At 74.9% G+C, this 24,693-nt stretch carries 13 protein-coding genes; 7 read left to right on the top strand and 6 right to left on the bottom strand.

Features of this window, described 5'->3' with window-relative positions; genetic code table 11:
* Window positions 1–10: 10 nt before the first annotated feature.
* Both E0L36_RS00875 and E0L36_RS00870 read right to left on the bottom strand, forming a co-directional pair.
* Window positions 11–1,402 carry an ABC transporter substrate-binding protein gene (locus E0L36_RS00875; protein WP_180926935.1) on the bottom strand — a complete coding sequence of 464 codons (1,392 nt, stop codon included), beginning with the start codon at window positions 1,400–1,402 and terminating at the stop codon, window positions 11–13.
* A 340-nt stretch (window positions 1,403–1,742) separates the two neighbouring features.
* A complete protein-coding gene (locus tag E0L36_RS00870) occupies window positions 1,743–4,949 on the bottom strand; it encodes an FHA domain-containing protein (RefSeq protein ID WP_308416584.1) in 3,207 nt (1,068 codons plus the stop codon).
* Window positions 4,950–5,568: 619 nt separating this feature from the next.
* On the opposite strand from E0L36_RS00870, the gene E0L36_RS00865 reads away from it, so the two are divergent.
* From E0L36_RS00865 to E0L36_RS00855, 3 genes are all read left to right on the top strand, one after another.
* Entirely contained in the window at window positions 5,569–6,084 is a 516-nt protein-coding gene (locus E0L36_RS00865) for a tetratricopeptide repeat protein (protein ID WP_180926933.1), read from the top strand.
* A 439-nt stretch (window positions 6,085–6,523) separates the two neighbouring features.
* Entirely contained in the window at window positions 6,524–8,179 is a 1,656-nt protein-coding gene (locus E0L36_RS00860; protein WP_180926932.1) for a serine/threonine-protein kinase, read from the top strand.
* Between the two features lie 507 nt (window positions 8,180–8,686).
* Window positions 8,687–9,952 carry a serine/threonine-protein kinase gene (locus E0L36_RS00855; protein WP_180926931.1) on the top strand — a complete coding sequence of 422 codons (1,266 nt, stop codon included), beginning with the start codon at window positions 8,687–8,689 and terminating at the stop codon, window positions 9,950–9,952.
* Window positions 9,953–9,956: 4 nt separating this feature from the next.
* On the opposite strand, the gene E0L36_RS00850 is transcribed toward E0L36_RS00855, so the two are convergent.
* Both E0L36_RS00850 and E0L36_RS00845 read right to left on the bottom strand, forming a co-directional pair.
* Entirely contained in the window at window positions 9,957–10,988 is a 1,032-nt protein-coding gene (locus tag E0L36_RS00850; protein WP_180926930.1) for a glycosyltransferase, read from the bottom strand.
* A 102-nt stretch (window positions 10,989–11,090) separates the two neighbouring features.
* Window positions 11,091–11,828: a hypothetical protein gene (locus tag E0L36_RS00845; protein ID WP_180926929.1), complete on the bottom strand. Its 738-nt coding sequence runs from the start codon at window positions 11,826–11,828 to the stop codon at window positions 11,091–11,093.
* A 672-nt stretch (window positions 11,829–12,500) separates the two neighbouring features.
* On the opposite strand from E0L36_RS00845, the gene E0L36_RS00840 reads away from it, so the two are divergent.
* Genes E0L36_RS00840 through E0L36_RS00830 form a run of 3 tightly spaced genes read left to right on the top strand, consistent with a single transcriptional unit; the run spans window position 12,501 to window position 18,754 of the window.
* Window positions 12,501–13,937: a bifunctional cytidylyltransferase/SDR family oxidoreductase gene (locus E0L36_RS00840; RefSeq protein ID WP_180926928.1), complete on the top strand. Its 1,437-nt coding sequence runs from the start codon at window positions 12,501–12,503 to the stop codon at window positions 13,935–13,937.
* Entirely contained in the window at window positions 13,937–16,006 is a 2,070-nt protein-coding gene (locus E0L36_RS00835) for a hypothetical protein (RefSeq protein WP_180926927.1), read from the top strand. The genes E0L36_RS00840 and E0L36_RS00835 overlap by 1 nt, the downstream gene beginning before the upstream one ends.
* Before the next feature lie 15 nt (window positions 16,007–16,021).
* Window positions 16,022–18,754: a glycosyltransferase gene (locus tag E0L36_RS00830; protein ID WP_180926926.1), complete on the top strand. Its 2,733-nt coding sequence runs from the start codon at window positions 16,022–16,024 to the stop codon at window positions 18,752–18,754.
* A 152-nt stretch (window positions 18,755–18,906) separates the two neighbouring features.
* Here the strand turns inward: E0L36_RS00830 and E0L36_RS00825 are convergent, their stop codons facing one another.
* Together E0L36_RS00825 and E0L36_RS00820 are read right to left on the bottom strand one after the other, a co-directional pair.
* Entirely contained in the window at window positions 18,907–20,382 is a 1,476-nt protein-coding gene (locus E0L36_RS00825; protein ID WP_180926925.1) for a polysaccharide pyruvyl transferase family protein, read from the bottom strand.
* Window positions 20,383–20,647: 265 nt separating this feature from the next.
* A complete protein-coding gene (locus tag E0L36_RS00820) occupies window positions 20,648–21,709 on the bottom strand; it encodes an acyltransferase family protein (protein ID WP_180926924.1) in 1,062 nt (353 codons plus the stop codon).
* A gap of 411 nt (window positions 21,710–22,120) precedes the next feature.
* On the opposite strand from E0L36_RS00820, the gene E0L36_RS00815 reads away from it, so the two are divergent.
* Window positions 22,121–24,646 carry a glycosyltransferase family 4 protein gene (locus E0L36_RS00815; protein WP_180926923.1) on the top strand — a complete coding sequence of 842 codons (2,526 nt, stop codon included), beginning with the start codon at window positions 22,121–22,123 and terminating at the stop codon, window positions 24,644–24,646.
* The last annotated feature ends 47 nt before the right edge of the window (window positions 24,647–24,693 follow it).

Here is a 24,693-nt window from a genome sequence, read left to right as displayed (position 1 = left end):
GTGCGGTCGGCTAGTTCTTGTAGGACTGGGCCGCGGCCGACTCCAGGGCGCGCTGCGCGCCCCGCACGTCGTCCGGGTTCTTGAGGAAGTCCTGGAGCGCCTTCCACTCGCCCTTGCCCTTGGTGCCGCCGAAGGCGGCGGGGGCCTGGTCGGACATGTCGAAGCGGAAGTCGTCGCCCGCCCTGATCAGCGCGGTGGCGATCGCGCGCTGGACGTCGTTGGGGTAGGCGGAGCGGTCCAGCTTCCGGTTGGGCGAGAGGTAGGCGCCCGCCTCGGCCCAGATGCCCGCCGCGTCGGTGGAGGCGAGGAAGGTCAGCAGCGCCTGCGCGCCCTCGCCGCTCTTCAGCGCCACCGCCGCGTCGCCCGCCGTCACCACCGGCGGCTTCGCGCCGACCGCCGGGAAGGGGTGGACCTGCGCGTCCTCGCCGATCCGGGCGTTGGTGTCGCCCTCGATGTTGACGCCGACGAAGTCGGCCTCGAAGACCGAGGCGGCCTCGGGCGAGGCGATGTCCGCGAAGGGCTGGGCCACCGAGTCGGGGAAGGCGGTCTTGAGCGCGCCGGTGTTGCCACCGGCCAGCAGCTGCCGCTCACCGAAGAGCTGGGCCAGCGTCCGCAGCGCGCGGCCGACGGACGGGTCGGTCCACTTGATGCGGTGCTCGGCGAGCTGGTCGTACTTCTCGGGACCAGCCTGGGAGAGGTAGATGTTCTCGAACCAGTCGGTCAGCACCCAGCCGTCGGCCCCGCCCACCGCGACCGCCGGGACCCCGGAGTCGGAGAGGGTGCGCGCGGTGGAGACGAACTGCTTCCAGGTCTTCGCCGGACGCGCCCCCGCGTCGGCGTAGGCGCGGGTGTTATACCAGATCAGCGACTTGTTCGCGACCTTGTAGTAGACGCCGTACTGGGTGCCCTCGTGGGCGCCGAGGTCCCGCCAGCCGGGCGAGAAGTTCTTCCGCAGCTGCGCCCTGGCCTTCGCCCCGAGCGGCTTGATCCACTTCTTCTCCGCGAACTGCCGCAACACACCGACCTGCGGCAGCATCGCCACGTCCGGTGGCGAACCGCCCTCGATCCGGGTACCGATGTAGGTGGCGACGTTGTCCCCGGTCGGCACGAACTCGACGGTGGCGCCGGTGCGTCGCTCGAACTCGGCCAGCACCTTACGGAAGTTGGCCTGCTCCTCCCCCGTCCACACGGCGGCGACCTGGAGCTTCTGCCCCTTCAGATCGGGCAGTTCGACGGTCGGGCGGTGGTTCCTCGCGTACGCGCTCTCCTCGCCGCCGCTCTCCCCGCCCGCGAGGGTCGCCAGGCCCACCGCCGACACGGCGACGAACACCACCAGGCCGCGCCCGGTGTTCCGGAGCCGCCGTGCGACGAGCCGCCGCTTGCCACGGAACGCAGTCCGCATCTGTCTCCCCGCCGTTTCCCAAGGCCCCGTCGGCTTCCGGTGGCCCCACCCCGGGGCCGCGCCGCACGTCATGTGCGGGACAGTCCTACGCCGGGGCCGGGCACCGCGCAATACTCAAGTGCCCCCCTACGCGGGCTTCTTGATCGGTCCGTGACTTGTACGGGACACCTTTCTCGCCGGGGTCCCACCGGTTCCGACGGCTTTCCCCGCACTTCCCCGTCCCGTCCCCGGCGAGGGTCCGTCCCGTCTCCGGCGAGAGGCGAACGCCCGCCCTCGGCGGCGCCCGCGTCCCCGCCCGCCCTCGCGCGGCAGGCCCCCGCCGGTCCGCTCCGTACGGCGACTACGCGGTGGAGCGGGCCGCCCGGCCGACCGCGCTGGCCAGCAGCGCGAGATCGGTCGGCCCGTTGCCCAGCTCGCGGACCGGCCGACGGCTCGGCGGATCGCCAGCGCGGGCCCAGTCCAGCGGGACGACGGTGGGGCGCAGCGTCGCGGTGCGGGGGATACGGCCGGTGATCCGCCCGGCCTGGAACGGCAGGGACTCGGCGGCCACGTTGAACACCCCCCGCCCCGGCGGCACTTCCGCCTCCGCCTCGGCTCCCCCACTCAAGTCGACACGGTAGAAGGCCACATGGGCGAGGGCCGTGCCCTCGGTACCCTCCGGGTGGCCGGTCGAGGCGACCAGGTGCACCCCCAGCCTGGCCCCCTCACGGGCCACCGACTCCAGCGCCCGGACGACCGAACCGGCCGCCGGGCGCCCGGGGTTGCCCAGCGCCGGATCGACCAGGGTGTCCAGATCGTCGACGAGCACCACCAGCCGGGGCAGCGGCTCGGCCTCCAACGGCTCGCCGCCGTCGGGCCGTTCGCCGCCGGGGCCGTCCGGCCGCCCGGCGAGCGCGGTCCCCCCGGAGCCCGCCGCCGCGCCAGCCACCTCCGCGGGGCGGGCCGCGGCCAGCGGGGCCGGACCGCGCCCGGCGCCGCCCGCGTGCGCGTACGCGGCGGGGCGCTCGACGGGGTCCGGCGGTGCGGTCTCGTGCCGCGCGTACTGCTCGTAGGTCCGGCCGCCGCCGATGAGCTGGGCCCGACGCTTCAGCTCGGCCGTGAGCGCCTGGGCGAACTCCCGCATCCGCAGTGGGTCACCGGCCGTCAGATGCCCCGTTACGTGCGGGAGTTCGGCGCAGATCCGCAGCCCCTCACCCTCGGCCCCCGGCACCCGGCCGTCCACCAGCAGCAGCCCGAGTCGCGCCGGGCGCTCCCCCGCCGCGAGCGAGGCGGCCAGCGAGCGCAGCAGCTCCGTCTTCCCCGCCCCCGCCGCGCCGGTGATCAGGGCGTGGCCGCGCGCCGCGGACAGCTCGGCCTCCACCGGGCCGCGCGGCCCGGCGCCCAGCACCAGCGCCGCCCGCCCCGGCACCGCCTCCGCCACCGGAGACCAGCGGGCCAGCAGCGCCGTGGGCGTGGCGCGGGCCAGCCCCAGTTCGTCCAGCAGGCGGCAGCTGCGCGGAAGTTCGGCGACCGCGCCGGAGGCGGCGCCCTCGCCCGGCACGGCGTCCGGCTCGCGGAGCGGTGCGAGGGCCCGCGCGAAGCGCTCGGCCCAGGCGGCCGAGACCCCGTCCGCCGTGGCGATCGGGCCGGACGGCGGCTCCGCGCCCGGCCGCGACGGACCCGCCGGGAGCGTGCCCCGCGGAGGCCCGCCGGGTATGCGCGCGGCCTCCGGCGCTCCCGCCCGCGCGCCATCCCGGCGTATCAGCCGGACGGCCGTGGCCACGTCCCCGCTCAGCACGGCGACCGCCCCGCAGTCGGCGAGCCCCACGGAGGCCAGCAGGCCCTCCTCCACCGGGGAGTTCGGGGTGGCGGGCGGCGTCTCGGCGAGGCGGAGCAGATGGACCCCGGTCGCGCCGCCCTCGGCGGCCAGCTCCCCCACCGCCGTGCGTATCGCGTCCGCGCCGGGATCGCCGTCCACCACCAGCAGGGTGCGCGGGCCCCGCGGTTCCGCGCCCGCGTCGGCGGGCGAGCGGCGCTCCTCCACCACCCGCCGCACCAGCTCCGCGACCCGGGCTCTGGCCTGCTCGGCGTCGTAGGCCAGCAGCAGACGGCAGTGCTGGCCACGCCCCGGGCGCAGGTGCGGCAGCCAGCCCAGCCAGGACCACTCGGCGGCCCGCTCCTCCACCGGCTGCCGCGGATCGGCGCTGAGCAGCACGATCTCCAGGGCGTTCGGCCCATGCCAAGCGGCGAGTTGGGCCAGCACGGCACGCGCCAGCCCGGCCAGCCGGGGGCGCGGGCCGGCGAGGCCCAGCGCGCCCACCGCGCGCAGGTCGACGGTGAGCGGCCGGGTGCCGCCGTCCTCCCGGGGGACGCCGCCGACGCGTACGGACAGGGCGTCCCGGTCGCCGGGGTCGCGCCGCCACAGCAGCGGGCCCGGGCCGAGCGCCGTCAGCAGCACCGCCGCCGGATCCGGCCAGCGCTCCGCCGCGGCCAGCGCGGCGGCGTCCGGCGGGGGCGGAGCGGAGGCGAGACCGGGGGGCGCGGGGTGCCCCGCGCCGCCACCACGCGCCGTGTCGGAGGCGGAGGGGGTCTCCCATCGCCCCTCGCGGGGGGCGGCCTCGCCCTGCCCGGCGCCAAGTCGCCGCGCCCAGGCGCCGATTCCCCGCGACCGCCGCGCCTCCCCCTCGTCCGAGGGCCGCGTCGGCCGCCGCACGGTACTGGACCGCCGGGTGACCGCGGGCTCGTCGAACTCGGCGGAGGCGGGGAACGGTTCGCCCGGCGGATGCCCGGGCGGGCCGGGGGCGCTCAGGGGAGCGCTGACGGGGGCGCCGGGGGCGGGCGGCGGCTCCGGCGGCGCGGGCACGGGCGAGAGCGGCGCGGGCGGGAGCGGAGGCTCCGCCTCCTCCCGAACCAGCCGCAGGGTGCCCTGCCCCTCGGCGACGGTGCGCAGCGGGGCGGGCAGCGCGGTGGACCCGGACTCCGGGGTGCGGGGCGGGCCCGCCGCCTCCAGCCGGAAGGCGGTCTCCCCGAGACGGAGCACCGAGCCGGGGCGGAACAGCACGGGCCGGGTGCCGACCGGACCACCGTCGATGGTGGTGCCGTTGGTGGAGCCGAGGTCGGTGACCGAGACGGCGCCGCCGTCAGTGACCGTCACCGCGCAGTGCGTACGGGAGACGTCCGGATCGTCCACCGGGACGTCGGCCTCGGCGGAGCGGCCGAGGTGCACCCGGCCGCCCTGGAGCAGGTGGATCCCGCCCGCGTCCGGCCCGGCGACCACGTGCAGCCGGGCCTTGGCGGGGCCGTAGGCGGAGACGGCGGTCAGCGCGGCGGCCGGGCCGTGCAGCGAGATCACCGCGCCGTCCACCAGCGGCGGTTCACCGATCACCTGCCGCTGGGGGTCGAGGCGCTGGGTCCCGGCGTAGACCGCGACGGACTCCTGCGGTGGGGCGGGCTCGGGCGGCGTGGCGCCGCCACCGGAGGCGGGCGCGGCGGAGGCCGCGACGGCGGTCGCGGTGGTGGCCAGCGCCCCGGCCACGGTGGCCAGCACGGTGCCCGCGGGAGCGGTCACCAGGACGTCGGCACGCGCCCCCGGTACCGGTGGCGCCGACTGTGCCGGTTGCACGGGTCGCGCCGGTGGTACTGGTGGTGCTGGTTGTGCCGCCCGCGCCGAACGTGCCCCCGAGCCCCCCGCGCGGTGGTTGCCACCGCGCGCCCCGAGCACGACAGTCAGCCGGATCTGCATCGGCCCTCCCGGTCCCGTCCGCGCGGTGCCCGACGAGCCGCCAACTCCCCCGCGCCCGCGGCGTTCCCGCGCTTCACACCCGCACGCTGTCGAGTGCTGGGAGCATCCTCGCACCCGCCGCCGACAACCCGCGCCACTTCCCCCATCAATGATCTTGATATCGGCCACCGGAGCGCAAGACCGTGCCCCTTCCCCGCCCTTTCGCCGCCCCCTCTCCCCTCCTTCCCTCCTCCCCTTCCCTCCCGCTGCTCCGCCCCCGTCCCCGGCGGCCGGCCCCGACGTCCGGTGCCCGGCCCGGGGCGACGTCCGGTGCCGCGCGGCGGGAACGGCCGCCGCGCAACTGGCGTGGGGCGGCCGAGCGTCCATGGGGATGGCCGACCCACCACGGTCGACGCCGTGTGGGGGCGCCGACCGGACAGCGTGGAGCGAAGGAGGCGTACCGGACATGGCCTGGCGACAGACGATCACACAGGCGTTCGCGGCGGTGGGGGCCGCGTTCGTCGCGGTGCGGGTGACGAGAGCGCTGAGCAACCGCTTCGCGCCGGGGGCTCTCCTCAAGCGGGCGGAGAGGGAACTGGACAAGCGGGATCGCGCGCTGCGCGAGGAGCCCCCTGACTCCGTGGCGCTCCGGCACCGAGCCCACTACCTGAGCGAGATCGGGGACCTGGCCGGCGCCGTGGAGCTCTCCGAGCAGCGGCTGGCCGGGCGGGTGCGGGCGCTGGGCGAGGACCACCCCCAGGTCCTCACCACGCGGCACAACCTGGCCAACCTGCGCGGCAGGGCGGGAGACGTGGCCGGTGCCGCCGCGGAGTTCGAACAGCTGGCGCTGGACATGGAGCGGGTGCACGGGCCCGACTACGTCTACACCACCGAGGCCCAACGCGCCGCCGCCCGCTGGCGGGAGAAGGCGGAAGGCGACGCCCGGAACACCGAGGACGACAACGGGACCACCTCCACGTAGCCGCCGAGGCCCGGCCGCTCACCACCGGCCCGGCAGAGCACCGCGCCACCGGAGGCCTCCGGACGGTCCGCGGCCCGGCGGCACATGAGCCCCTCCTCCACCCAGGGGGTCGGGGGCGGGGTCGTACGAGGACGGCGGGGCGCGGGCGGAACGCGGGGCGGCGCGCTCGGGGCGTGGGGGGGCGGCGTACTCGGGCGGGCGGGGTGGCGTCCTCGGGGCGTGTGGCGGCGCGGCGCGACGGGTTACGGCCGTGCCGCAACCGTCGGTGGACGTGCCGCGTCTCCCTCCGGACCACGTCCGTCCTCCGGCGTGCACCCGCCGTCCGATGGCGGTCGCTCCGCGTATCGGATGCGGCCACTGCCGCCACCCCGGTCGGCAGTATTGTGGGCGGGACACTCGCGACAGGCGGACAGCAGTACGAGACCAGGGAGCGCATGACGTGCGGCCGGTAGGCAGCAAGTACCTGCTAGAGGAGCCGCTCGGGCGCGGCGCCACGGGCACCGTGTGGCGCGCCCGTCAGCGGGAGACGGCGGGCTCCGAGGCCGCGGTCGCCGGGCAGCCCGGCGAGACCGTGGCGATCAAGGTCCTCAAGGAGGAGCTGGCGAACGACCCTGACGTGGTGATGCGCTTTCTCCGGGAGCGCTCCGTCCTGCTGCGTCTGACCCACCACAACATCGTCCGCACCCGCGACCTGGTCGTCGAGGGCGATCTGCTGGCCCTGGTGATGGACCTGGTCGACGGCCCCGACCTGCACCGCTACCTGCGGGACAACGGCCCCTTCTCGCCGGTCGGCGCCGCCCTGGTCACCGCACAGGTCGCCGACGCCCTCGCGGCCAGCCACGCGGACGGCGTGGTGCACCGCGACCTCAAGCCCGCCAACGTGCTGCTGGCCGACGGCGAGGACGGCATGCGGCCGATGCTCACCGACTTCGGCATCGCCCGGCTCGCCGACTCCCCGGGGCTGACCCGCACCCAGGAGTTCGTCGGCACCCCGGCGTACGTGGCGCCCGAGTCGGCCGAGGGCCGTCCGCAGACCTCCGCCGTCGACATCTACGGCGCGGGCATCCTGCTCTACGAACTGCTCACCGGGCAGCCTCCGTTCAGCGGCCAGAACACCCTCCAGGTGCTGCATCAGCACCTGGGCGAGGAGCCCGCTCGCCCGCCCGGCCTGCCCGACCCGATGTGGACGGTGCTGGAGCGCTGTCTGCGGAAGCGCCCCGAGGAGCGGCCGAGCGCGGAGAACCTCGCGCGGGCGCTGCGCACCGTCGCCGAGGGGATCGGCGCGAGCGCGACCCCGGCCCAGGCGAGCGCGGCGCTCGGGGTGGCCGCGCTGCTGGCGCCCGACCCGTCCCCCGCCACCGTGCCGGACGCGAACGGCGCCACCACCGCCGCCTCCGGGGACGGCTCCGGCGCCGGGGACGCCGACCCGACGCAGGCCCTGCCGCACAGCGGCGCCACAGGGGGACACGACCCGGCGGCGGAGACGAACGTCCTGCCGCGGACGGCGGCTCCGGGCGGGCCGGGCGCCGGGGGCAACGCCGATCCGACGCAGGTCATGCCGCCGGTTCCGGGTGGCCCACCGCAGCAGCCGGACGGCCCGCATCCGTGGCAGAGCCAGCTCCGGGCGGCGCGGGACCGCAACGAGCAGACCCAGGTGCGGCCCGTCGACCCGGAGCTGGACCCGCTGCGGCGGCGTCCCACGCGGCGCCCGGCCCCACAGCAGCAGGCGTACGGCCAGCAACAGGCGTACGGCCAGCAGCACGCGCCGCAGCAGCACCCACCGCAGCAGCAGTACGCGCCGCAGCGTCCGCCCGCGCAGCAGCCGCCCCAGCGCTACGAGCCGCGGCAGGCGCCGCAGCGGGAGCCGCGCCCCCGGCGGGAGCCCCGGCAGCGCAGCGCCAACCCGATGCGGATCCCGGGTCTGGGCTGCCTGAAGGGCTGCCTGTTCATGGTGCTCATCCTGGTGGTGATCGGGGTGCTGGTCTGGAACTTCACGCCCGTTCCCGAGTGGTGGGCCGAGGGCAAGAGCTTCTGGGAGTCGACGAAGGACTTCTTCACGAAGATCGGCGACTTCGTGAAGGACCTCAACAACTGACCCGTCCGTCCCGTGGCGCGGTCTCCGTCCCGGCGTGCCCCCGACGGCCGGAGCCGTGCCCGGGATGACGGGCGACTCGGCTCCGGCTCGCTCCGCCGGCCCTCCCTCGCCGGAGGCCCCCGGCCCCTGCGCGCGCGGCCTCCGTCCAACCGGCCAGCGCCGTACGGCGGTTGACTAGCGCTCCGGCCGAACCCCGCCCGCGCCGCCCGTCTTGTCCCGCCGTCGCGGCGCGCGGTTCGGTGACGGGTGGGGCGCCGCCCACCGCGCCGTCCGCCCGGAAGCGGCCCCGGAACTGACACCGGCCCCGACTTCGCGGCGGCGCCGGGAAGCGGGCGGAGGCGGGCGGGGTGCGACGCCGGACGGGCCGGGGCCCGGGTGGGGCGGGACCCGAACGGAGCGGCGACATCGGAGATTTGTCGACTCCCAGGGGGCGAAATCCCGTACAGAAGTGACGGTTACCCCGCACCGGGCCTGCCAACTGGCGCGTCGCGGCGTAGCTTTGCGGCTATGGCTAGGAAGATCGGCAGTCGCTATACCGCCCTCCAGGTCCTGGGACGCGGCAGCGCGGGCACCGTGTGGTTGGGCGAGGGTCCCGAAGGGGCCGTCGCCGTCAAGCTGTTGCGTGAGGACCTGGCCTCCGACGAGCGGCTGGTCGAACGGTTCGTGCGGGAGCGGAGCGCGCTGCTCTCCCTCGACCACCCCCGGATCGTCGGCGTCCGCGACCTGGTGGTGGACGGAAACGACCTCGCCCTGGTGATGGACCTGGTCCGCGGTACGGATCTGCGTACCCGGCTGGAGCACGAGCGGCGGCTCGGCCCGGAGGCGGCCGTCGCGATCGCGGCCGACGTCGCGGAGGCCCTGGCCGCGGCGCACTCCGCGGGCATCGTGCACCGGGACGTCAAGCCGGAGAACGTGCTGCTGGACGCCCTGGCGCTGGTGGGCCCGGGTGGGGCGCCCCCGGCGCTGCTGACCGACTTCGGGGTCGCGAAGCTGATCGACTCCCCCGGCCGCACCCGGGCGACGAGCGTGATCGGCACCCCCGACTACGTGGCGCCCGAGCTGGTCGAGGGGCTGCCACCGCGCGCGGCCGTGGACATCTACGCGCTCGCCACCGTGCTGTACGAGCTCCTCGCCGGATTCACGCCGTTCGGCGGTGGCCACCCCGGAGCCGTCCTGCGGCGCCATGTCACCGAGACGGTCGCGCCGTTGCCCGGCGTCCCGGACGAACTGTGGCAGCTGATCCACCAGTGCCTGGCGAAGGCCCCGGCCTCCCGGCTCCGCGCCGCCGAACTCGCCTCCCGCCTGCGGGAGTTGCTGCCTTCCCTGGAGGGGATGCCCCCGCTCGACATCGACGAGCACCCGGACGACGGCTACGCGGACGGCGACACCGGTGAGGCGCGCGCGCCCGGCGAGGGCGAGGGCGAGCCGGGGGCGGCGGGTGCGGAACCACCGCGCGGCGCCGTCCCGTTGGTGCCCAGCGGCGCCAGCCCGGACGCCAACCGCGACACGCACACGAGCATGCGCGTCCCCGAGGCGGACGAACTCGCCGGCGGGGCCCACGGAACGGCACGCGCCCCACGCCCGGCCGGGGAGCCGCGCGCGGGTTCCGCCAAGCACCGGGCGGCGCTGCGGCGGCGCCGGGCGCGGGTGGGCGCGGTGGCGGCCGGGGTGCTCGCGGTGGCCGGGGTGGGCGGCTGGCTGGCCCTCTCCGGGGACGACGACGAGGGCACCACCCAGCCCGCCCCGGCCGTCGAACAGCCCGACGGCCCCTGAGCGTTCAGCCGTCGTCGAGCGGGGTGTCCCGCTCCGAGAGCCGGGTCTCGCGTCGCGTCGGCTGCTCGGACAGCAGGGTGAGCAGGTCCCGCAGCACGTCGGCGCGGTGTTCGGCCACGCAGTGCAGCCGGATCCGCTCGTCGGGCTTCAGCTTCCGCCGGACGCCGGGTGTCAGGAACTCCTCGACGAGCGGGGCGGCGAGGCCGAAGTTCTCCCGCCAGACCGGGCCGGGCTCCCGCAGCAGCCGTGGGCCGAAGGGCCGCAGCACCTTGAGCCGGAAGGGCCGCACCATCGCGGTGTCCCGGTTCGGCCCGGGCGGCACCAGCCGCGTGATCAGCTCCAGTTGGGTCCGCGCGGCGAGGAAGCCCTCGGCCCGGCTGCCCGCGCTGGTGAGGTTGCCGCCGTCGGTCCGGCCCACGATGTAGAGGCAGGGGTAGTCCGCGACGATGGAGATCCCGTCGGCCCGCAGGCTCGCCTCCAGGGTGAAGCAGGTGTCCTCCCCGTGGTGCAGGTCCTCCATGAACCGGATGCCGTGCCGCTCCAGCAGCTCCCGCCGGAAGAGCTTCTCCGCGCTCATGGTGTTCAGCACGTGGTTCTCGAAGACGCTGGTCCGCTCGGCGTTGGCGCGGAACATGGAGCGTGGGGCCCGGCGGTTCACCCCGGTGATCCGGCCGAGGACCATGTCGGTGTCGTTGCGGTCGGCCATCGCCACCATGCGCTCCAGCGCCTCCGGGCCGAGGTGGTCGTCGGCGTCGAGGATGAACACGTAGCGCCCGGTGGCCAGGGAGAGCCCGACGTTCCGGGGGCCGCTGGGGCCACCGGAGTTGGGCTGCCGCACCACCCGCGTCGGCAGTTCCGCGTCGACCGCGAACTTCTCCGCGTACTCACCGCTGCCGTCGGTCGACCCGTCGTCGACCACCACCAGCTCCAGACGGTCCGGCCCGATCGACTGCCCGCTGACCGACTCCAGGCATCTGGTGAAGTACGGCAGGCCGTTGTAGACGGCGACGATGACTGTCACATCCGGAACTCGCACAGCACTCTCCCTGGACCGACGGACTGATCCGCTCTCCGGCTCGCTCCCCCACCCGCTCCCCGGCACCCCCGGCCGTACTCCGCCCCGCTGGGCCCCCGCCGGTCACCACAGCACGTAGGGGTCGTCCGCCTCCGGCTCCGGCTCCGGGGTCCCGGAGCGGGGCAGGTCGGCGCTGCTCAGTCCGGCGGTCAGGGCGTCGAGCAGGTCCTCCTGCACCTGCTCGACGGGCCGGTCCAGCGCCGAGACGTGGTCGATCCACTTCAGGTCGCCCCCGACCACCAGGTCGTTCGGCAGCCGTACGGCCGGAATACCCCAGGACTGGGCGGTGATGAGGCCGTGCAGCGAGGAGGTGGCGATCGCCGCGCAGGAGCCGATCTCCTCGATGACCTCGCTGACCGGCCGGGTGACGTCGATGACCCGGTCCGCCCAGGCGAAGGTGCGCCGGTCCACGTAGTGCGGCACCACCCCGAGCCGGTACCGGACCGGGGGCCGCTTCCACAGCCGGGAGACCAGGAGTCCCGGATCGCCCAGCGGCACGTCCGCGCCGAGCGTCCGCGCGGTGATCCGGCCGCGCAGCGCGCAGATCCGGAAGCGGTGCCGGGCGTCGTGCGGGATCCGCAGCAGCCCCGAGCCCCAGACGACGAGGCCGTGCGGCTTGCGACGGAGCGCCGAGCCGAGGATCGAGCCCACGGTGATGATGTCGGCGGAGCCCAGCGGGGCCCGCCGCACGCGGTAGCCCAGCCGCTGAAGGATCTCCGGTCCCAACTCGTCGCCGAAGTTGGGCTTTCCGGTCTTCTTCGACCGGAACCAGTGCGTGGCCAGTTCGCTGTCGTTCGGCATGGCTCCTCGGCATTCACGGCGGGCGCCGGCACGGCACACGGTGCGGCGTTCCAGGGGACGGGGTTCCAGCGGGACGGGGATCCGACGGACGGGGATCCAGCGGACGGGGATCCAGCGGGACGTGCGGTCCCGCTCCGTCCGGCACCCCGGTGCAGTCCCCGGTACCCACCGGTACTACGCGTCGGCCGTCCCGCTTCCCTCCGGTGGCCGCAGCCGCGCCCCGCGTACGCCGGGGACGGGCCGGGAGGAGCCGTCCGTCGTCCCGTCCGCCGTCCGGTCCAGAGACCGGTCCGCCACCCCGTCCGCCGTCCGGTCCAGGGGCCGGTCCGCCGTCCGGAAGCGCACCGCCCGAGGGGGCCGCGGGCCCGGCCACCGGCGCCCGGTGAAGACCAGCGGAGGCTCGTCACGCCTGGTCAGAAGGGGGAAGCGGGGGTCGGGGAGCCGCCCGTGAACGACCGGTGCCCACCGCGCTCCGGGGCCGGTCGGCGAGTCATACGGGTGAGATTCCGCGCGGTCCCTCATAGCGAGCACCGCAGCCAGTAATTCATATGAACGGAGAACTGTGGAGCCGCGGAGCGACTCACCGGGACGGCACACGCCACCCCGGGTGCCCGGGCCGCCCCGCGCGGTCGGTCACCGACCGCACCGCCCCCAGGAAGGGAGTCGGCCACCATGACCGCCACCGGGACCCCGCCGCACACCACCGCCGTCGTACTGGCGGCGGGCACAGGGCAGCGTGTCGGGCTCGCCACGCCAAAGCAGCTCGTCAAGATCGCGGGAAAGACGATCCTCGAACACACCCTGACCGCGTTCGAGCTGGCCCCCGGCGTGGACGACATCATCGTGATGATCACCCCCGGTTACCAGGAGGAGGCCGCGCGGATCGTGGCCAAGGGCGGGTTCACCAAGGTGACCCACGTCCTGGAGGGCGGAGCCACCCGCAGCGCCACCACCGAACGCGCCACCGAGGCGCTCGCCGCGCGGCTCCCGGACGGCGGCGACCAGAACGTGCTGCTGCACGACGCGGTGCGCCCCCTGCTGTCCCAGCGCGTCATCGAGGACTGCCTGACGGCCCTGGAGACCTACCAGGCGGTGGACGTGGCGATCCCCTCCGCGGACACCATCATCGTCACCCGCACCCACGGCTCCGACGGCGAGTTCATCACCGACGTCCCGGACCGGACCCGGCTGCGGCGCGGCCAGACCCCGCAGGCGTTCCGGCTCTCCACCCTGCGCCGCGCCTACGAGCTGGCCGCCGCCGACCCCACGTTCCACTCCACCGACGACTGCTCGGTGGTGCTCAGCTACCTGCCCGACGTACCGGTGCACGTGGTCACGGGCGACGAGCACAACATGAAGATCACCGAGCCCGTCGACATCCACCTCGCGGACCGGCTCTTCCAGCTCTCCTCGAACACCGTGCCGCCACGCGCCGACGAGACCGTCTACCGGAAGCTGCTCGCCGACAAGACCATGGTCGTCTTCGGCGGCTCCTACGGGATCGGCGCGGACCTCGCCGAACTGGCCGAGCGCTACGGGGCCCGGGTCTTCCCACACGGCCGCTCCACCACCGGCACCCACGTGGAGAACCCGGAGCACATCAGCGCCGCGCTCGCCGACGCGCACGCCCGCACCGGCCGCGTCGACTACGTGGTGAACACCGCCGCCGTCCTGCGGATCGGGCGGCTCACCGAGTTCGACGACACCGGGCTCCGGGAGTCGCTGGAGGTCAACTACCTCGGGCCGGTGCGGATCGCCAGGGCCGCCCACCCCTACCTCGCCGAGACCCACGGCCACATGCTGCTCTTCACCTCCAGCAGCTACACCCGGGGCCGGGCGGACTACAGCCTCTACTCGTCCTCCAAGGCCGCGATGGTCAACCTCGTCCAGGCGCTCTCCGACGAGTGGGCCGACGACGGCATCCGCACCAACTGCGTCAACCCCGAGCGCACCCGCACCCCGATGCGCGTGCGGGCCTTCGGCGAGGAGCCCGAGGGCACGCTGCTCACCTCGCAGACGGTCGCCAGAACCTCCCTCGACGTCCTGCTGTCCGGCCTCACCGGACACGTCATCGATGTACGACTCGACGACCCGATGGAGAGCACCTGATGACCCGACGGGAATCGAACGTGCCGCTCCGCCTCCTCGCCGAGCGGCCCGCCCCCACGCTCGCCGCCCTGCTGGGCTGGCCCCTGCTCGTCCTCGCCGCCGTGCGCGGCCACCCGCTGCTGTTCGCGGTGGCCCTGGTCGCCACCTACCTCGCGGACGAGCGGCTCGGCCGCGAGCCCAGCCGCCTCGACCGGCTGCTGCGCAGTACCCGCTTCCCGCTGACCGTCCGCTTCGTGCTGCGCCAGCTGCTGCTCCTCCTGCTGCTGGTGCGGCTGCCGGTGGAGACCCGGGTGCTGACCGTGGCGGTCGCCACCCTCGCCGCGTTCTACGTCCTCCAGGTGCCGCAGAGCGTGCTGCTCTCGCTCGTCCGGCGGTCCCGTCGGCTACCCATGGCCAGCCGCAACATCGACCTGAGCGCGCTGCGGCTGCGGCCCGCGCCGTCCCGGCTGCTCACCTCCCGGGCGTTCGAGAAGTCCATGCACCTGGACCTCTGCGCGACGGCCGGGCTGCTGGCCACCGCCCACACCGGCGACCCGCGCCACGCCTACCTGGGCTGCGCCGCGACGCTGGGGCTCTGCCTGCTGTACGCGGCGCTGCTGGCCCGGCTCGCCCTCCGCGTCCGCGGCGCGCCCGGCAGGGGTCGGGTACTGGCGCACCTCGACGCCTGGCTGCGCGAGTACCAGCCCACCGTGGTGCTGTACTTCTCCGGCACCCGGGGCTCGGCGTACCAGGTCAACATGTGGCTGCGGACGATGGCGACGGTTGACGGGCGGCCGCTGGTGGTGCTCCGCGAACGCCACATCCTGGACGCCCTGGAGCCCACGGCGCTCCCGGTGGTCTGCCTCCCGGCCGCCACCGACGTGATGAACCGCGACTTCTCCTCCGTACGGGTCGCGCTGTACCCGGCGAACGTCGGCCCCAACATCCACCTGCTGCGGCTCCCCCGGGTCCGGCACGTCTTCATCGGGCACGGCGACAGCGACAAGGTCGCCTCCGTCAACCCGTACGCCAAGGTGTACGACGAGGTGTGGACGGCGGGACGCGCTGGACGCGACCGCTGGTCGAGCGCCGGGGTGGGGGTGCGGGACAGCGCCATCGTCGAGGTCGGGCGGCCGCAGCTGGACGCGGTGCGGCGGGGCGGCGGGGACACCGTGAAGGCCACCAACGGCGCCCCGTTCACCGTGCTCTACGCCCCGACCTGGGAGGGCTGGACCACCGAACCGGGCAACACCTCGCTCATCGAGTCCGGCGAGGCCATCGTCAGACTGCTGCTCTCACTGGAAGCCCCCGTACGGGTGCTGTACAAACCGCACCCGTACACCGGCATCCGCGCCCCCGAGGCCCGCGCCGCGCACCGGGCGATCGTCGCCATGCTGGAGGAGGCGAACGCCGAACGCGCCGCCACCGTCCCGGGGTTCGCCCTCGCCGCCGGGGACGACGCGGCCCTGCGGGAGAGCGCCAGGGCCGACCTCGCGCGGGTCGAGAAGGAGCTGGCCGCGCTGGACCCGCGCCCGCGCAGGGGCGTCGACGACGCGGAGCGCTCCCGCGACGCCCTGCTCACCCCCGCGGAGGCCGCCCAGCGGGACGAGCTGCGCCGCTCCCGGGACGAGCTGTTCTGGCGCAGCCGCGAACCGTGGCGCCACCAGCACATCACGGCCCGCGGACCGCACCTCTACTCCTGCTTCAACGCCTGCGACCTGCTCGTCTCGGACATCTCCAGCGTGGTCTCGGACTTCGTGGCCAGCGAGAAGCCGTACGCGATCACCGACGTGGAGGGGGTGGGCGAGCGGGAGTTCCGGCGGCGCTACACCGCGGCCTCCGCCGCGTTCATCCTCTCCCGTGACGCGCACGAGCTGAACGCCGTGGTCCGGGGCGTCCGTTCGCCCGAGGACGACCCGCTGACCGAGGAGCGCCGCCGTCTCCGGCACTACCTGCTCGGCCCCGACACCCCGTCCGCGTCGGCCCGGTTCAACACGGCGCTCCAGGCCCTGTCCCCGGCCCCGCCCCCCGGCACCAGCGAGGGACCGCCGTCCCCCGGCCCCGAGCCGACCTCGGTCCCCACCCTCTGAGGCAAGTGAGGAACCGTGAAGATCTCCTTCCTGATCCACTCCGTCTACGGAGTCGGCGGCACCATCCGCACCACGCTGAACCTCGCCGCCGAACTCGCCCGGCGGCACGAGGTGGAGATCGTGTCGGTCTTCCGCCACCGCGACGTCTGCGCCCTGCCCGTCGACCCCCGGGTGCGGCTAGTGCCGCTGATCGACACCCGCCCGCACGTGTCCGGCTGCGAGAAGCGGCACCCGCTGCACCAGCGGCCGTCCGTCCACTTCTGCCCCGCCGAGGCCCGCTACCGGCAGTACAGCGAGCTGACCGACGAGCGGGTGCGGGCGCACTACGCGGTCTCCGACGCGGACGTCGTGATCGGCACTCGCCCCGGACTGACCGGCTACGTGGCGCGGTTCGCCGACCCGAGCGCGCTCCGGCTCGGGCAGGAGAACATGACCTACCGCAACCACAGCCCGGAGCTGCGCGCCCAACTGGCCGAGCACCTGGCCCGGTTGGACGGCTTCGTGACCGTCTCCGAACGGGACGCGGCGGACTACACGGCGGCGCTGCCCGCCTCCTCCGCCCGGGTGCGGTTCATCCCCAACAGTGTTCCCGACCCGGGCGTCCGGCCCGCCGACGGCTCCAGCCGCACCGTCGTCGCCGCCGGGCGGCTCGCCGAGGTCAAGCAGTACGAGGTGCTGATCGCCGCCTTCGACCGGGTCGCCGCGGCCCGCCCGGACTGGCGGCTGCGCATCTACGGCGGCGGTGACCAGCGCGGCTGGCTGCGCCGCCGCGTCGAGCGCCGGGGGCTCTACAACCACGTCCGGCTGATGGGCCCGCGCTCCCCGCTGGAACCGGAGTGGGCGAAGGCGTCGATCGCGGTGTCCACCTCACGGCACGAGTCCTTCGGCATGTCCCTGGTGGAGGCGATGCGCTGCGGACTGCCGGTGGTCAGCACCGACTGCGACTACGGGCCCCGCGAGATCATCCAGCACGGGGTGGACGGGCTGCTGGTCCCGGTGGGCGACGCCCGGGCGGTCGCCGGGGCGCTGCTCACCCTGATCGACGACCCGGCGCTGCGGCGGCGGATGGGCGCGGCGGCGCTGGACGCCTCCCGCCGCTACGAACCGGCCCATGTCGCCCGGCGGTACGAGGAGTTCTTCGCCGAGCTGGGCGCCACCGGCGCCGTAGCCCCGCTGACCGGCCGGGTGGCCGCGCCGCAGCCGCTGTCCGCGGCCCTGGCGACGGAGGACGCCGGGACCGCCGGGGCCACCGGGCAGCTGGGGCACGCGGAGGGTACGGGGCCCACCGAGCACGTGGTGGACACGGCGACCGTCGAGCACGCGGAGCGCGCCGGGGCCCAGGTGTGCGCGGACGGCTGGGGGGCCGGGGCACCCACCGGCGGGGTGAGCGAGCACACCGGGTTCGCCTCCACCCTGCGCGCCACAGCGCCGTCCGCCACGCCCCCCGTCTCCGCCGCGTCCAGTGTCTCCGCCGCGTCCAGCGTGACGGATCCGCCCGGCTCACCCGGCCCGGCGGGCTCGGTGGGGTCAGCGGGGTCCTCCACCGCGCTGGAGGACGCACCCGGGGTGTCCCTCGCCCCGGAGGATCCGGCCCCCGTCGAGCCGGGGGCGCACGAGCGGGTGGTGGGCGCCTCCCCTCCCCTGGTCGCCCCCACCGCTGACTGCGAGGCGCACCCCGACGGCGGACTGACCCTCCAGCTGCGGCCCACCGGCCCCGAGGACGCGGAGCGTCCGCACCTCCCCGGCGGGCTGGAAAGCACCGACCGCACCACCGTCCGCGACGGCCCCCACGCCCCCGGGGCGACCAACTCCGGCCGCCGGGCGGGCCGTTCGGCGCCCACCGGGAAGCTGCTGCTCGTCCGGCGCGGACGCGGCAGCACCGGCCGCACCCGCCGGGCCGGGGACAGGTCGCACCGGCACACCTTCCCGCTGGACACGGCGGGGCGCGCGACCATCCCCGGCGACCGGGTCCTCGCCGAGGGCGTCTGGGACGTCTTCCTGGTGACGCCCGGGGCGCGGAAGACGCCGGTGCTGGCCGGGACGGTCGACCAGCGGGGCGCCCTGGAGGCGCACGCCCGCGCGGTGGCCTCCGGGCCCGTCCGCAACCTGGTGCCGCACCGCGCCGAGGACGACGGTCGTCTCACGCTCCGCGCCTGGGCCAGGGCCGTGCACGCGGAGGTGTTCGACGTACGGGTGGACCGGCGCGGGTTCACCGTCACCGGGACGCTGCTGGGGCCCGCCACGCTCGCCGACTCCCCCGCGCTGCTGCTGAGTTGCCGGTCCGATCCGGCGCGGCAGCTGGCCTTCACCGGGGAGCGCCGGGGCGCCAGCACCTTCCGCTGCACCGTCTCCGCCGCCGCCCCGGTGCTGCACCAGCGGGAACGCCACGACGTCTGGGACGTCTGGCTGATGTACGCGCCGGACGCGGAACCGGTTCGCGTCGGCCGGTTCCTGGACGACATCGTCGACCGCAAGACCGTCGACGACTATCCGCGGATCGTGCTGCCGCGGAGCGCGGCCGGTCCGCGCGGGCCGCTCCGGCTGTCGCTGCGCCCCGGCGCCCGCCCCCGGGTGCGGGTGCGGCTCTTCCACTCCCGGCGGAACGACCTCGCGCTGAACGTGGTGGACCTTCCGCCCGGCTCTCCCCGTCCGCGCTCCCTTCCGGAGCGGCGGCGGGAGGCGGAACGTTCGCTGCGCGTCCTGCGCGGACGGCTGCGACGCCGGTTCGCCGCCCGCCGCGAGCGGTGAGGCGGGGACCGCCGCCGTGAGCGCCACCGGGGTGCGGCGTTGAGGGCGGTGGGTACCGCGGGTGCCGGGCGGCGCGGAGGGGGGACGCGCCCGCCGCCGCCGTCCCGGCCGTCAACCCGCCGGTGTGCGGGGGCCGATTCGCCCCGCCGCGATCAGCGCCCCCGGCCGACGACCCGGCGCAGCCTCCCTCGTACGGCGGAGGCGGTGCGGAGGGCGGTCTTCCGGACCGGGCGGTCCCGCCGCTCCAGCGCGTCCAGCCGCTTCTCGGCCGACGCGGCGCGGCGCAGCAGCGCGGTGCTGAGCATCTCCAGCTCGTCGTTGCGGGTCTGGAGCGCGGAGATGCTCTTCGACGCCGTCTCCAGTTCGCGCTCCACGCCCTGCTGCCCGCGCCGGGCCTGCTCGCGCAGCCAGCTGATCCGGTAGCCGAGCGAGCCGTCGTCCGAGCCGTCCCAGAGCTGGAGCGGCTCGGGGTACTTGAGCGCGGCGACCCGGGCGTCGAACTCCGCGCCCTGGTCGCCGTGGGTGAAGGTGTTCTCCAGCCCGTGCTTGTCCAGGAAGGTGACGAGCCGCTCGAAGCGCTCCTGGTGCCCGGCGGCGAGACCGGAGAAGTCCGCCTTCTCGTACAGCTCGGCCGGGTCCACGTCCGGCGGGAGTTCGGCGAGCATCTGGTACGGGATCTCGAAGTAGCGGCAGAGTTCGAGGGTCCGTGAGTCGTGGCAGAGCACCACGCTGGGGGTGCCCGCCAGCAGCGCGGCGATGTTCCCGTGGATCCGGGTGCCGAAGGAGAACTCGTGGTCGCGCAGCTCCGCGAGCCAGGGCGCGGAGTCCATCGGGACGCGGGTACGGCCGTCCCGGAGGAGTTCGTGGGAGACGGCCGTCGGCATCACCTTCCGGAGTCCGGCGGCGGCCGAGGTGTCCCCCCAGAAGAGGAGTTCGGCGTCCACGAGGTTCTGCGCGTAGTAGGTGATGTTCGGATAGCGCCGGTAGGCGTTGCGCGCGATGGCGGCGATCTCCCCGACCCGGTTCGCGCCGCGCGAGATGTTGATGGCGAGGCGCGAGTCGGTGGTCAGCTTCTTTCTCGTGTCGAGCGCGGGGAAGGTGTCGCCGTACAGGAACATCGAGGGGCAGCCGATGACGTCGACGTCGCGGAAGCCCAGGTCCCTGAGGTACTCGGCGGTCATCTCGCCGCGCACCCCGATGCTGGGCGACCGGTCGAGGACGGCCCTGGCGAACCGCTTGACGGAGGGCCGCAGCGAGCTGATGGCCTCGGTGTCGAAGTCGGTCCCCGCCTGCGCTCCGACGCCGAGGACCACCACCGGGATGGTCAGCTGCTCGATGAGTTTCGTCAGCCGGTCGAGCGCGTCCCGAAAACTGGGGCGGAACGCGTTGGCGAGCGGGATGACGAAGACGTCGTACTGCTCGTTGATCTCGGCGGCCCGGGCGGCCGAGGAATTCGTGCGGATTCCGTTGGACGACACCTCGGTGTTCTTGGTGAGCAGCAGCTTGTGCGCGGCGTCACTGAACAGCAGGTTCCCGGAGTTCGTGCCGATGAGGTCCTGATGAATGACCTGTTCCGGGGTGGCCACATGGAAGGGACTCTTTCCGGAACGGATAAGGATCTGTTTCATTTTCACCCTGCTCCATGGAACCTGTCGAGGAATGCCGAAATGACTGGCGACATCGTTCCAGCCGGTCCGTCGGGGAATGCCGCTTTCACTCCGGCGCTCACGTCACTGCTACCCGATTGGGCGACGCCCCGGGCCGGTGCGCCGGGCCCCCACCCCGGGGCACCGCGCACACCGGCCACCCACCGGCCGCCCGCCGCCCCAACGGCCGTCCCGCACACGGCGGTTGCGTCCGCCGACGGGGGTCCGGCGAGGCGGTGGAGTGGCCTCAGGACGGACTCCGCTCGCGCTCCCGGCGCGGGATGAGCGGCCGGGGGAAGCGGCCCTCGATCACCGGCCGGAGCACCCGCCGCACCGGGACCGAGCTGAGCGGCACCGTCAGCGCCGCCGCGCACACCGTCGTCAGCACGATCGCCAGGTGGCCGCCCGCGGCCGTGAGGTCGTGGAAGCCGACGCTCTCCACGCCCTTGATGACCAGCCCGTGCAGCAGGTACGGGTACATGGTGACGGCGCCGAGCACCGTGAACCAGGTCCGCCCGGTCGGGACGAGCGCGAGGAACGCGGCGCACAGCACCGCGGCCACCCCGAACAGCGCGCAGCGTGTGCCGAGGTACCGCTCCGGGCTCACCCCCAGGTCCGCGTAGCCGACCTCCATCCCCAGCCAGTTCGCGCCGAGGAGAGGGGAGGCCCAGTAGGCGGCCGCCACCCCGCCGAGCAGCACCGGCAGCGCGCAGCGGCGCGCGGCCACGGTGCGCAGGGGCCGGAAGTGCGCGGGACGCAGACACAGCCCCAGGACGAACCAGGGCAGGAAGCCGAGCACCTTGGCGAGCGCCAGGCTGTCCCCCGTATAGGTGAGACCGGCGGCGAGCGAGATGAGCAGCGCGAGGACGATCGGCCAGCGCACCGCGCGCCAGAGGGGGGTGCTCAGCCGCCAGACGAACAGCGCGACCAGGAACCAGCACAGGTAGCGCGGCTGGGCCGGGGTGATCGAGAAGGGCTCCCCCCAGCAGAGCGTGTACATGCCCGCGTAGACCGTCTCGAAGACCAGGTACGGCACCAGCACCGTGGTGATCAGCTTGCGGATCTGCTCCGGCCGCCCGGTGAACCCGCGCGAGAAGTAGCCGCAGAGCAGCGCGAACAGCGGCATGTGGAAGGCGTAGACGAAGAGGTATCCGGCGTGCACCGACCGCGCCGCGCCCGTCATCGGGCCCCAGTGGTGACCCACCACCACCAGGACGATCAGCAGGAACTTCGCGTTGTCGAAGAACGGGTCGCGGCCCGCGCCCGCGGGGCGCCCCTTCGCGAGGGACGCCCCGCGGGGCACGGCCACGGGGACAGCAGCGGGCTCACGGTGGCCGGGATGGACCCCGAGGGCGGACGGGGCCCGGCTTCCGGTGTGGTGCGGACCGGGGTGCGGGGACGAGGTCGGGGGGTGGGCGGGGGAGCCGGTGGGGACAGCGGGGGTGGCGGGGACGGCCGACCCTGGGCGGTGACCAATGCTCTCGGGGACCATTGATCAGACCGTAAGCGCGGCTCCGCACGGCGCCGGGGCGGCGTGCCGCCCGGAACGCGCTGCGGCCGCTGAACGAGGGACGGCGTCCGGCCGCCCGACGTAATCCACCCTCTTCCGGTCAACACGGATGTAGCACGCCGAAGGTTCACACCCCCGTGATCCACCGCTCTGGGAATAATTACGCGATACGTGCACAACCTGTGGTGAGCGAGAGGGAGCAGAGCCCTGATGAAGATCGCGTTCCTGCTGGACAACGCCTACGGAATCGGCGGAACGATCCGGTCGACCGTCAACCTCTCCCGGGCGCTGGCCGGCCGGCACGAGGTGGAAGTGGTCACCCTGCGCCGTACCGTCGACCGCCCGGCGCTCCCCTTCGACCCACGCATCACCCTCACCCCGCTCCTCGACCTGCGCCCCGACTCCCCCTCCTACGACGGCGGCCACCCCTCCTTCCAGCGACCGAGCGCCCGCTTCACCGAGGGCGCCGACCACTTCGAGCGCGGCATCTCCACCCGCCTCGGCGACGAGCGGATGCGCGAGTACCTCACCAGCACCGACGCGGACGTGGTGATCGCCACCCGCCCCAAGATCAACGACTACCTGGCCGCGTACGGCAGCGACCGGTACCTGCGCGTCGGCCAGGAACACCTGACGCACGCCATGCACAGCGAGCACAACCGGATCCACCAGGACGCGGCCATCGCCCGGCTCGACGCCTTCGTCACCGTCTCCTACGCCGACGCCGCCGACTACCGGTCGCTGCTGGCGGGCACCGGCACCCGGGTGGTCTGCGTGCCCAACGCCGTCCCCACCCCCGAGGTCGAGCCCTCGACGGGCGAGGCGAAGCTGATCGTGGCGGCCGGACGGCTCGTCAAGGTCAAGCGGTACGACCGGCTGATCTCGGCCTTCGCCCTGGTCGCCCGGGAGCATCCGGACTGGCGGCTGCGGATCTACGGCAGGGGGCGGCAGCGGGCGGCCCTCCGCGCACTGATCAACGAACTCGGCCTCTACGACCAGGTGTTCCTCATGGGCCCGCACTCCCCCATCGAGACCGAGTGGGCCAAGGGCTCCATCGCCGCCGTCTCCTCGGACGCCGAGTCCTTCGGCATGACCCTCGTCGAGGCCATGCACTGCGGGGTGCCCGTGGTCAGCACCGACTGCCCGCACGGCCCCGGCGAGATCATCAGCAACGGCCGGGACGGGCTGCTCTCCCCGCTCGGCGAGACCGAGTTCAGCGTCCAGGCCTTCGCGGACGCCCTGCTGCACCTCGTCGAGGACCCCCAGCGGCGGCGGCGGATGGGCCTCGCCGCGCTGGAGAAGGCCCGTCGGTACGCGCCCGAGCGGATCGCCGGAGAGTACGAACACCTCTTCGCGGAACTCCTGGAGCGGCGCCCAGCGCACCGCGCCGCCCTGACGCCCCCCGCGCCCACCCGGTCCACCACCGTGCCCGCCGCCCGCGCCGCCTCGGCCCCCAGCGCGGCCGCCAGCGTGGCGGAGCCCGCGCCGGGGCGCGAACGGGGGCTGCTGCGCCGGATCGTCGCGCCCCTCGGGCGGCCCCTGCTGCGGGCGCTGCGCCGCCTGAAGGACCGGTCCCGGCGCGAGCGGGGCGGCTCCCCGGGCATGCCGCGTCCGGCCGCCCGGGTGCTGGTGGCGGAGGACGGCACCGTCGTGGTGCGGCTGCGCGCCGCCAAACTCCCCGAGGGGCAGGCGTCGTTGCTGCTCCGGCCGCGCCGCCAGCCCACGTCCGGCGCCCTGCGGCTGCCCATTCCGGAGGACCGTGCCAGCGGCGGCGGCCGGGTCCGACTGGAGGTCAGCCCCGGCCGGTACCCGATGTTCGAGGGCCGCTGGGACGCGTACGTCGAACGCGCCGCCGACCGGAAGCGGCGCCGTGTCCGCGCGGAACTCGTCGAGACGGCACGGCTGTTGACGATGCCCGCGCAACGGGACCCGAACGGCGACCTGATCGCCCGCATCCCGTACACCACCGCCGACGGCTACCTCGCCATCCGCAGCTGGCAGCGCTCCGGGCACGCCGAGGTGGCCTCCGTCGCGGTCGAGTCACGGGGCTTCGTGCTGCGGGTGCTGCTGTACACCGACCTCGGCGCACCGGCGAACGGCGGCGGAAGCCGGAACGGAGCCGAGAGCGGGAACGGGAGCGGCGCCACCGGCGGTGACGGCGGGCCCGGCACCAGCGCCGCGGACGACGGAGCGTGGCCGGTGCTGCTGGCCGTCCCGCGCGGGGAGAAGGGCCGCGGCTTCGACCTGCCCGGCACCTGGGAGAGGCCCACCCCACCGGCCGCGCGCACCACCGGAACCAACGGCGGCGCTGGAACCAGCGGAGGGCCGGGAACCAACGGCGGCGCGGGGGCCGACGCGGGCCCCGGAACCAGCGGGAACGGCGCCTCCGGGGCGGCCCCGGGCGAGCCGGACGGACGGTGGGTCCTCCGCTTCGACCTGCCCTACGACCTGCCCGCGGCCCTGAGCGACGCTGTCGACGACCCGGTGTGGGACCTGTGGGTACGCCCCGGGGAGAACGCCGTTCCGCTACGGCTCTCCCGGCTGCTGGACGACCTCGCGGACCGCAAGAAGATCGACATCTCCCCCGTCGCGCGGCTCGCGGACACCGGGACCGGCGCCCGTCTGTACTTCACCGTCGGCAACAACCTCGCGCTGGCGCTGCGTCCGCTGCCGGAGGAGACCACGCCCCCGGCGCCCGGAACCACCTCCCGGAACGCGGCCACCCCGACGAGCTGAACGACGCCCCGGCGCCACGCCCCCGGGAGGGTGGCGCGGCGCCGGGT

The organism is Streptomyces sp. AJS327, assembly GCF_013450295.1.
In the GTDB taxonomy this organism is placed as follows: domain Bacteria; phylum Actinomycetota; class Actinomycetes; order Streptomycetales; family Streptomycetaceae; genus Streptomyces.
Note: the sequence above shows the minus strand (reverse complement) of the source record. Positions and strands in the feature narration are given on the sequence as shown.